Origin of the sequence: Pseudomonas sp. NBRC 111133 (assembly GCF_001320605.1) — a bacterium.
GTDB classification, from domain to species: Bacteria; Pseudomonadota; Gammaproteobacteria; order Pseudomonadales; family Pseudomonadaceae; genus Aquipseudomonas; species Aquipseudomonas monteilii.
This window is the reverse complement of sequence record NZ_BCBJ01000112.1, coordinates 1-9,058: the sequence shown is the minus strand read 5'-3', so window position 1 is coordinate 9,058 and position 9,058 is coordinate 1. Positions and strand designations below refer to the sequence as shown.

At 53.8% G+C, this 9,058-nt stretch carries 14 protein-coding genes and 1 pseudogene; 5 read left to right on the top strand and 10 right to left on the bottom strand.

Annotated elements, in window-relative coordinates:
• Window positions 1-122 (bottom strand): annotated as a pseudogene (locus APH36_RS31215) (hypothetical protein); the annotation flags it as partial.
• The gene (locus APH36_RS24885; protein ID WP_054903763.1) at window positions 112-543 is read right to left on the bottom strand and encodes a LexA family transcriptional regulator; all 432 of its coding nucleotides are present in this window, start codon (window positions 541-543) and stop codon (window positions 112-114) included. The pseudogene APH36_RS31215 and the gene APH36_RS24885, both read right to left, overlap by 11 nt.
• Window positions 544-696: 153 nt before the next feature.
• Here APH36_RS24885 and APH36_RS24880 point away from each other — a divergent pair, with 153 nt between their 5' ends.
• Window positions 697-1,203 (top strand): hypothetical protein, encoded by a 507-nt coding sequence (locus APH36_RS24880; protein WP_054903753.1) that lies wholly within the window; start codon window positions 697-699, stop codon window positions 1,201-1,203.
• Window positions 1,204-1,260: 57 nt separating this feature from the next.
• On the opposite strand, the gene APH36_RS24875 is transcribed toward APH36_RS24880, so the two are convergent.
• On the bottom strand, window positions 1,261-1,680 hold the full coding sequence (locus APH36_RS24875; RefSeq protein WP_054903754.1) for an AsnC family protein: 420 nt from the start codon (window positions 1,678-1,680) through the stop codon (window positions 1,261-1,263).
• Window positions 1,681-1,867: 187 nt separating this feature from the next.
• Between APH36_RS24875 and APH36_RS24870 the strand changes: the two genes are divergently transcribed.
• The 4 genes from APH36_RS24870 to APH36_RS24855 are packed head-to-tail and all read left to right on the top strand — an operon-like array spanning window position 1,868 to window position 4,548.
• Window positions 1,868-3,475: a DNA sulfur modification protein DndB gene (locus tag APH36_RS24870; RefSeq protein WP_054903755.1), complete on the top strand. Its 1,608-nt coding sequence runs from the start codon at window positions 1,868-1,870 to the stop codon at window positions 3,473-3,475.
• Window positions 3,476-3,528: 53 nt separating this feature from the next.
• Window positions 3,529-3,942 carry a hypothetical protein gene (locus APH36_RS24865; protein WP_054903756.1) on the top strand — a complete coding sequence of 138 codons (414 nt, stop codon included), beginning with the start codon at window positions 3,529-3,531 and terminating at the stop codon, window positions 3,940-3,942.
• 31 nt (window positions 3,943-3,973) lie between these two features.
• Window positions 3,974-4,210 carry a hypothetical protein gene (locus APH36_RS24860; protein ID WP_054903757.1) on the top strand — a complete coding sequence of 79 codons (237 nt, stop codon included), beginning with the start codon at window positions 3,974-3,976 and terminating at the stop codon, window positions 4,208-4,210.
• On the top strand, window positions 4,207-4,548 hold the full coding sequence (locus tag APH36_RS24855) for a hypothetical protein (protein WP_124180120.1): 342 nt from the start codon (window positions 4,207-4,209) through the stop codon (window positions 4,546-4,548). Before APH36_RS24860 ends, APH36_RS24855 begins: the two co-directional genes overlap by 4 nt.
• Here the strand turns inward: APH36_RS24855 and APH36_RS24850 are convergent.
• The 7 genes from APH36_RS24850 to APH36_RS24825 all read right to left on the bottom strand — a co-directional run bounded on the left by APH36_RS24850 (window position 4,530) and on the right by APH36_RS24825 (window position 8,721).
• A complete protein-coding gene (locus tag APH36_RS24850) occupies window positions 4,530-5,477 on the bottom strand; it encodes a tyrosine-type recombinase/integrase (protein WP_054903759.1) in 948 nt (315 codons plus the stop codon). The two genes, APH36_RS24855 and APH36_RS24850, sit on opposite strands and share 19 nt — an antisense overlap.
• Window positions 5,477-6,001 carry an N-acetyltransferase gene (locus tag APH36_RS31825; RefSeq protein ID WP_124180119.1) on the bottom strand — a complete coding sequence of 175 codons (525 nt, stop codon included), beginning with the start codon at window positions 5,999-6,001 and terminating at the stop codon, window positions 5,477-5,479. The genes APH36_RS24850 and APH36_RS31825 overlap by 1 nt, the downstream gene beginning before the upstream one ends.
• Before the next feature lie 71 nt (window positions 6,002-6,072).
• Window positions 6,073-6,321 (bottom strand): hypothetical protein, encoded by a 249-nt coding sequence (locus APH36_RS24845; RefSeq protein ID WP_054903760.1) that lies wholly within the window; start codon window positions 6,319-6,321, stop codon window positions 6,073-6,075.
• 35 nt (window positions 6,322-6,356) lie between these two features.
• Window positions 6,357-6,857 (bottom strand): hypothetical protein, encoded by a 501-nt coding sequence (locus APH36_RS24840; RefSeq protein ID WP_054903761.1) that lies wholly within the window; start codon window positions 6,855-6,857, stop codon window positions 6,357-6,359.
• 97 nt (window positions 6,858-6,954) lie between these two features.
• A complete protein-coding gene (locus APH36_RS24835) occupies window positions 6,955-7,584 on the bottom strand; it encodes a hypothetical protein (RefSeq protein WP_054903762.1) in 630 nt (209 codons plus the stop codon).
• Window positions 7,577-8,281: a protein mobD gene (locus APH36_RS24830; protein WP_060500899.1), complete on the bottom strand. Its 705-nt coding sequence runs from the start codon at window positions 8,279-8,281 to the stop codon at window positions 7,577-7,579. Before APH36_RS24830 ends, APH36_RS24835 begins: the two co-directional genes overlap by 8 nt.
• An 11-nt stretch (window positions 8,282-8,292) precedes the next feature.
• On the bottom strand, window positions 8,293-8,721 hold the full coding sequence (locus APH36_RS24825) for a hypothetical protein (RefSeq protein ID WP_060500897.1): 429 nt from the start codon (window positions 8,719-8,721) through the stop codon (window positions 8,293-8,295).
• Window positions 8,722-9,058 lie beyond the last annotated feature (337 nt).

The following is a 9,058-nucleotide window of genomic DNA, read 5'->3' as shown; positions in this document are numbered from 1 at the left end:
GAGTTGCTTAAAACGACGACGGGGCGCTGCCGCAGCTCGGGCCTAAAAATGCGCTCACAGCTGCAGTAGAACGAGTTGACGTCCACCAGGGCGAAGATAGGTCGGGAGCTGTCAGCAGACATGCTTGGTCAGGTCCCAGGTTACAACCCCAAACACATCAATCGAGCCGTACTGATCAGGGGTGATGGTCTTATAGTTGGGGTGGGCCGATTCCAGTAGCCAACGATCATCGGGGGCCTTGGCCAGCCGTTTCACCAGCGGTTGGTTATCAACGTAGGCCAGAACGATCTGGCCGGTTCTCGCCGCGATCGAACGGTCTACAATTAAGACACCGCCGTCGTAGATCCCCGCGTCACGCATGCTTTCGCCCTGGACACGCACAATCCATACGTGTGGTGCCCGAATATTCAGCAACTCATCCAGGGAAATCGGCGGCTCATAGTAATCAGCTGCAGGGCTTGGAAAGCCGCCTGCAGCCGTCCCGGCAAGAACTGAAATGAGCTGGCTTGAGTCTCGAAGGGGCTGGATAGATACGACATTCATGGTGCACCGATTTAATACTGTTTGCATATACAGTAATGCAGCAATTGCTGCGCGACTAGCTCCGGTTAGACAAATGGCGCTTCCAGCCTGACAGCTACCGAGACTTCCGCCTATAGTGCCCTAACAGATATATGTTTTAGCCAGGGCAAAGCTATGCAAGTTCTCGAAAAAGAAAGGCTGCTACAGATCTATGAAGAGGAGATAGAGGCCGCGTATGCCGAGCTCCTTGATGCGTTTATGAACATGCTGACGCTTGGGGTAGGGGATCCCAGATCTATGGCTGGTCGATGCGGCGCACGAGTTGCAGCAGCGCACAAGCGGTGCAAGCGAGGATTGATATTTTCCGAGCTGGTGATCGCTCGTGATGCGGGCTTAGACATAACCCCAACGGTTGCTGAGCACGTGTGTGAGCGGCTTATCGGCCGTGGAGTAGATTTCCGAAAGGCGCTTACTTTCTTTGGTACGCCTGGCCGTACTGCAGCGCAAAAATCCGGCGTGATCAAGGAAGACATGGCCAGTATTGAAGCGCAGCTGTCTCCGCAGGTCAGCTTGCTCATCTTCGAGATGTCGGTGATCCGTCAGCGCCACAAGGAAGAGTACGGCGATCGCGTCGAGGCCGCGGTTAAAGAGCTCCAGGGCCAATCGGAGCCTAATACATAGATGTGTTCGGTAGCCTAAAGCATATATGTTTTAGGCTATATGAATGCAAACGTCTCTCTAAGAGAGGAGAGGCTTCATACGATTCAGTCTCTTGCGGCGCTGGGCGACAGCTTGTCTGGAGCAGCCTGCACGGCGTGCAATCTCCGCGTTACTCGTGGTTGGGAGAAGATGATCGAAATCTTCCAGTTTTTGCCCTTGGCGGGGTTCGTAAATATCCACCTTCAATAGCCGTCGCCGGCGGCCAATTTCGTACGCAGTGACGCAGAATATTTTTGCCAGGGCGACGTCCGACATCGTGCCCAAAAGCGGGTCATAGGGCTTGCTGATCGTTTTGTCGTCCGCATATGGTGGGATGCCTTTGTTGGCCCGACGGATCTGGACCGCATTCGTAGTCGTGCCCGCCAGGTAGGCCACAATGCGGTCGTAGCATTGGCCCAGAAGCCAGTCGTAGGGTTCGATCTTGGAGTATTTGGGCATCGCTGCTTCCAGGCTAGATGTGACCGGTTGGCTTGAAGACGCGCACGGTAGCGCAGTAGCAGAAACATACCCTAATACATATATGTGTTAGCTCTGCCGCCGAGCCATTGCCTTCTAAAAAAATATGTACATACGTACGTACGTATAATATCATTTGTGCATTCTCACCAGGTAATCGGAGGCTGGAATGTACGACGCAGTGATCGCCAAAGAAGCGTGCTCCCTTGAGACACAGCGGTTTGTACCGGGGGAGGTTGTTTCGATTCACAGGGATGGCACAGCGGCTCGTAATGCCGCGGACAAAGCCAACAAGCGCAAAGGCGAGTACGGCCTTTTTGCGGCGGTTCATTCAGAGAGCTTGGTGAAGAAGGGGGATTTGCGGGAAGACCTGTTGAATCAACATGAGCTGAATGAGCGCCGTGAGTATGGCAAGCGACTGATGCGAGCAATCTTGTCCGACGAGCTCACCGGTAAGCGAAACGTAATGGCTGACGACGCTGGATATCACCTGCAGCATTTAGGCATCACTTTGGAGGAGCTCAAAGAGTGGTACGAAGAAGAGGTTCGGGCAGAACATCTTGAGCAACAGATCCGATCTCAGGAGCATGCACACTTGCGGGCAAGAGGGTTCGAGGCTCAAAAAGCTATCGACGAGATTCGTAACCAACCCTGCTTTGCCGTACCAGCCGTGCGTGGTATCCAGGCTGGGCAGGAGTATTTTCTCGCCCAGATTCCATACCCAATCCTGGCTCGCCTGTTTGTTTTCGACGAAGAGGAAGCCGTGCCTGCTGAATTGCGCGCTCAGCGTGCGTTGAACAAGAAACGGGCAGAATCTATCAGTGAATACATGCTCGACAACCGGGACACCTATGTACTGCCGGCGCTCACGGCGAGCGTCGACAAGGCTATGGCTTTTGAAGCGCTTGAAGGCATCGAGCAGCTGGGCACGCTACACATTCCCATGAGCGCCACCATGCTGATCAATGACGGGCAGCACCGGCGCCTGGCTATCGAAATGGCACTGCGCAACGACGAGACGCTGCGCCATGAAACGGCGCCGGTACAGATTCACTTTGACCAAGGCCTGCAGCGCTCTCAACAGATCTTTGCTGATATCAACAGCAAGGCGGTGAAGCCGTCCAGCGCGATCAATGCGCTGTATGATCATCGCAATCCATACAACACCTGGCTCCAGGATCTCCTCACACAGCTTCCTGCGATCAAGCGCAAGATCGACTTCGAGAACGGTACTCCAGGCATGCGTTCTTCCAAGCTCTGGAGCCTGATTGCCTTCAAAAAATTCGTGACACTGCTCACGGGACTCAGTGAGAAAACAATCACTGGCCTGAGTGATGATGAGCTAATGGACTGCGCCGATCTTGTGCGTGAGTTCCTCGAAGGTTGTGAGAAGTACATCCCCCAGTGGGGCAATATGGTTTCCGGCAAGATCGCTGCCTCGGACGTGCGTGAGAATTTCGTCATTGGACACGCGGTCTTCCTGGAAGCGCTTGGGATGTTCGGTCGTGAAGCGCTTTTTTACGGTACGCATCTATCGCCTCAAGAGAAGAACGCCAAGGTCATTGACCCAGGCAAGGCCAAGTGGCATGTGTTGAGACCGCTCGAAGCGCTTCAACCGTCAAAGAGCGACGGCATGTGGGAGAATCGGTGCGTGGTATTGGGCAAAATGCAGAAGACGGTCGACGGGACCAAAGCCACTGCCGCTCAGCTGCTTTCGATTGCCAACATTCCTATGCCGGAATCGCTGGCCGAATTGCACCAGCGCATCATCAAGTGAGTACACCGCAGCGAGGCGCGTAGGCGCCTCGATCACACTTCAAGGAGATCGATATGTTTGTAGGAACAGAAAGGCTGATACCGGTTGGTACTGTGCTGGTGGCTGTAGTTGCTGCGGCTTTCACGCACGGTGTGCTGCAGTTGCTACCGGAAGTAAGCTTTGCCGCGCACGCCTGGATGATGCTCGGGGTGCTGATTGCGGTCGGCATACTCGGGACAGGTCTCTGGTGCGAGACCCAGCCTGATGGTATTGGAATGATCACTGCCATAGGTGTTCTACCGCTGGCCGTTGGGGCGATCTGGGGAGGGCTTTGGCCTGCGATGACAGAGTGGGGAGCAATCGGCCTGGCGTTTCCAGGGCACACGCCACCGGTTTCTTGGTGGGCCTCGAGCGCGGTGAAGTGGGTAGGGCTCGCAGCGATTCTGGGTGGCGGGTACTACTGGCTGTATCGGAAAAATTTCCACTAATCCCGGACTGGATTTTTTCGCGGAGGAACTCATGGAACTAGAAATCAGCACCCTTCAGAAGACAGCCCAGAACTGGCGCGATAGCAACCAATGCAATCTTGGAGGGATCGTCCTGATCTGGCAGGGGACCGTATACGGTTGGAAAAATGAGTTGCGCGACCCTCAGAATGAGCAGCCAGGGGCTATCGCAGTGGATCCAGCCGGTCAGGTGTTCATCGCTGAAGGGGGTGATGCCTACAACGGTGCCACGCACTGGTCGCCAGTATGAAGGAGCTCGAAGAAATGGAGCGGAGGTGGCTCGCGGCCGATATCGCCAGGAAAGTTGCGATGCGCGCTGCGCTACGCGACCGGATGCTTTGGCGGGACCAGCTGGTCAATGTCGTTTGCGGTGCAATCAAGGCTGTTTGCATTACCGTCGCACTCGGCATGGTGAGTAAGCAAATCGGCTTGCCTACGGACATCTCGCTAACGTTCGCAATGTATGTCACTGGCCCGTTTCTGGCTTTCAATCCATGGGCATTCTTCTGGCGCAATCTGTTCCGTGAACGTGCGAACGCGGCGTTTGATGATGCCCTGGATAATCCGCGTCAATATTTGACCTTGTAGGTCGGCGAATCCTCCGGCCGCTGGCCACGCCGATCGTAAAGCCGCGTCGTGCTGATATTGGAATGTCCCAGCCACGTCTGGACCTTCGCGATATCAGCCTCGTGCTCCAAGGCATTGGTTGCTGCAGTAGCTCGCAGCCCATGCACACCAAGGCCAACCACCACAATGCCGGCCGTTTTGGCCCAAAACCCGATGATCGAATAGATTCCGTTGGCCAGCAAACGCGCCCCAGGCGTCCGCCCGCGAACGGAGCGAAACAATGGGCCCGTGGTCCGCTCCCCATCCGCTTCCAGGTACTGGTGGATCCGCTCTGCAGCCACTGGATGGAGCGGCAGGTAGCGCACCTTGCGACCTTTACCATGCACTTTCAAATGACGAACGCCGCGGCGTTCCTGCAGGTCGTCGACATCCAACATAGCAGCCTCCTCACGACGCAAGCCGTGGTACAGGAGAACCGCCAGCAGGGCTCGATCGCGAAGCCCCTTCACGGTGTCCAGATCTGGAGCATCAAGCAGTGCCTTGGCCTGGTCGTCACCCAGCGCCGGCGTCTTACCTTCATTGCTCTCATTTGGAGGCCGCTTGACGCCATGGACGGGATTGCCACCCGCCACAGCGTTACTGTCCAGCAGGTGATCAAATAGGCTGGTCAACGCCGCAAGCTTTCGCCGGATGGTTGCGGCAGACAACACTCTGCGCTCGAGGTCAGCTCGCCATGCTAAAACATGGGCGCGTTGAACCTCTCTGAACTGGTCCGGATGGACAATGCCGACGAAAGCGGTGAAATCGCCGATATCGATGCTGTAGGCACGGCGGGTCTGCGGATTATCAATGTTGGCCAACCACTCGGTAGCAGCTGGCACCTCAGATAGAGCCAGGTACTGCGCTTCAGTAAGTTTGCCAGGCTGCCTAGTTACCAGAATGTCTTTCATCAGCGCATCCGCCGTCGTCTATTAGGCGTGCTGGTATCTACAGGATCGACAGGCTTCGCGTTCAGTAATCGCTCCCACCGTTGAGTTTCCGCATCCATCTCATCTTCACCACGGATCTCAGAGGCAATGGAGCCACCAGACTTTGCCAAGGCAGATTTTGCCTTCGACCAAAAGCCTAGTGCAGATCCCCAGATATGAACCGGCACGATCGGAACCCGATGCTGTTCATGAAGCACTTTTAATGTGGCCAAGCCATGACCATTTGAGCGGTGTTGATCGTCCACATCAATCTTGTGAACGTACACGCGGTCGAGGATCGGGTTCAAACCGTATTCGATGCTACCCACGCGCGTAGCGCCGGCGTAAATGCCGGCGTAAAAGGTCGGAGACGGATAGCCAAATTGGAGCGGGTGCGAACTTTCCCGCTCAGTCACTAACTGAACGGATTGTTCTAGCTTGGTCGTTTTTGGGGGTTTGCGGCGCGTATGTTCGAAAAAATCACGCATAGGGTCAAACCAGTCCACAGAACCACTCCCTGTCCAAAATTGGTGATAACGTATTTTATCACCAATTTATGAACGCGGGGGGAGGGAGCCTATGCAGCGCTCAAGCGCGCTTGAAATGCTTCCATTTCTTTCATGGTCCTGATGTCTGGCACAAGCCTTGGACACAGGTTGAGCTGGGCCGAGATGTAGGCCAGGGTCCGAACACGGTCAACCGAAGTGTTCATTGCTTTTGCTACTCGTTTGGCTGCACCTGGTCGGTTGAGGGCGCAATGCGCGGCTTCCAAGATTTCGGCAAGCAGTTCTTCATCGAGCTGTCTAAGCATGTCTTTCAAGTCCATAGGGTCCATCCTTCAGTGATCGAGCATTAAATGCCCTACAGGGCGGCAATTTCCGCATTCATGACGCAGGCCAGATCCGGGCCCAGCTGACGACGAATACGAGCAATCGAGTTGTCACTAGGAGGCGCTTTATAGAAGGAGAATTCTGGTGAGTTCGAATGCTGCAGGACGATCAGATGAGTCTTGCCGAGACGTTTCAATCTCCGCAGCTGGGCAACTTCATCGATCATCTGGGTGATGGCCATGTCGAGCCATTCTGGCGTTTCAGTTGGCTCATCCATAGCGTGCCCTTGGAAGGTCAATTGAAGTTGGTAGCCTTGCGCTTTCAACTGCGCAACCAAGTTCGTTTGCTGAGCAGAGTCGATTTCAACCCGCGTCATGCCGCCATCGCCATTGTTGGATACAAGCCCAAGCATTTTTTTGTGGAGATAGACTTTGCAGGACCAAGCGAGGCCTCTGGAGGTCTCAGCTTCCTTGTAGCCCTTGATGTCCAGGCCGACACTGCGATACGCCTTGATGTTTGAGTACGCTTCCATAATTGACCTCCGTATTGACGTAGAGTCATTATACATCCTAATTCCGTATTGTGTATATTATACGGAATAAATGGGCCAAAAAATAATGGCCCACTTGTCATAGTACAAACCCCAGGGAAAGCAACGATAAGGCCAGCAATAGCCCGAGCAACAAGACCGACCTGATCGTAGGTCTTTGATATATGAATGTTGCTCCGAATAACCCAGCAGCGATAATGGGGAGTAGCCACCCGACGGGGGCATTGAGGATTATCGTGACGATATTGAAGAGTGGTCCCCTTGCCGAGCCGATTTGAGCCCAATAAGGAACCTGTCCGCTACCAAGCACAAACCCGACAGTCATGCACAAGCCTGCAAAACAAAGAAGCGCGAATAAAACGAATCCCCAGGCTCTCCATCGAGCGGCATCAGCAACTTTCAGCGCAACAGCTTGACTAGCTTCGCTTACGGCAACGGACAATGTAGAGAGCGCCTTTTTTGTTTCTGCGTCTGCCATCTCGGCAAACAATGACTTATGCTTGTCAACGTGTTTGTCAACCTGCCTGGCAATCAGCTCTGGATACTTTGCATACATCGTGTCGTAGGACTGCAAGGCCATTAAGATTAGCCAGAGCGAATCATTATTATGCAGATTCAATGCATTTTTAACCCTATAGAGATCCTGCACCTCTTTATCAGAGGCTTGCCTCCCTAAGAGTTTCTCGAAAGCCACCTCAATATCATCCATTGATAACCTCCCCCATCACCTTATTCACATCGCGACGCCACCTGGTCAGTTCAGCGCGATTTCCGATTGGTAATTCTTTCAAAGCTTTCCCGATCGAAAGTCGTTTGCTGTACAAATCATCACTCACCCGATCGGCCAAGTCTGGCAGCATCAGTGACTTTCCGCCTGCGCCCTCGATGCTTTCCCTAATGTTTGAATTGTTGTAAAGCTCAAACTTGATTTCATCACCGAAGTAAGCATTTCGGATCACATGAGTAGTTGATCCTGGCAGCGCCTCTCGATATTCCTTGAGCAGTTCCAGACTGTCTCGTTGTCGGTTGATCACCCAGAGAGTGATGAGTTTCCGGTTCAGTTCACCGAGCGTGCTGTTCAACGTTTCCCCGTACGCAGCTACGCCTTTATTGTTCCGTGCTGCTGTGTTGACTACCACAACGTGATCGCGGAATTCGTCGCAGACGTTGACCAGGTCAATCCAGCCGTTTGCATCGTCCAGATCTATCAGCCTGCACTCTATTTCGTCTTTATACATCTTCCAAACATCAGGATTGGAGGTATCCGATTCAATCAGCAAAACCTTGAATCCAGCTTGGATCAAAGTGTCAACCAAACCGATCGTAGTGAAGCTTTTGCCTACGCCTCCTTTGCCACCACCGCTGACGTAGATTTGACCAACCTGGGTAGTCGATTTTTCATTCATAGGTTTGCTCCTCAAATGTCATCCGTATCTGTTTTCGGTTGGAAACCGGGATTCCCATCTCGTGTTACCCCGGTTGTTACCTGACGTACACCCTGAGCCGCCTTCGCGCCGGCCTGAGTGGATTTTTCTTTCCCACCTTGGCGATCCTCGCCGGAAGCCTTAACCCGGGCTTTTGGCGTGCGCCGGGTTTTGCCTTTCACAGAACCCCTCGCCCTAGTGAGATAGCTTTTCAGCGTTGTCTCCGAAATTTGCATTCCACCTGCTGTCAAAATTTCGGAAATCTTCGCCAGGCTGTAGCCGCGTGATTGCAGCTCTTTTATCGATCCTTGCATCATCTCGACTGCCTTCAGCTTTGAGACCGGCTTGTCCGGTTGCTCTACCTCTGGCAGGTTTTCGAGATCGCCCATGAGCTTCTCGATTTGCGAAATGGTGAATCCCATTTTGCCTCCCCCCTAACGTCCTCTATGCCCTGATTCTATGGGCATCCATTGCGTAGTCAAGTTCCGTACGATAGCCTTGATACGAAATGAGGTCTACAGTTTTGGACAGGGTAGGGTTTGTACTCCCGCCATAAATGGCGTCCGTCCAACCGGCATCGCTGGCAGTCGTTTCACTCCCTTGCGATGCCTACCACCCTGCTCAGGGCTGCGCCCCGAGACCCCTTGGAACACCTGAGGATCCTGCTTATGAGTACCAGTGAGCAAAGGCGTCGCACCGGTCGGCTACCACCTATCCGGTGCTTCGAGGATGAAGAGGAAATCGTCCGTGACAAGGCGA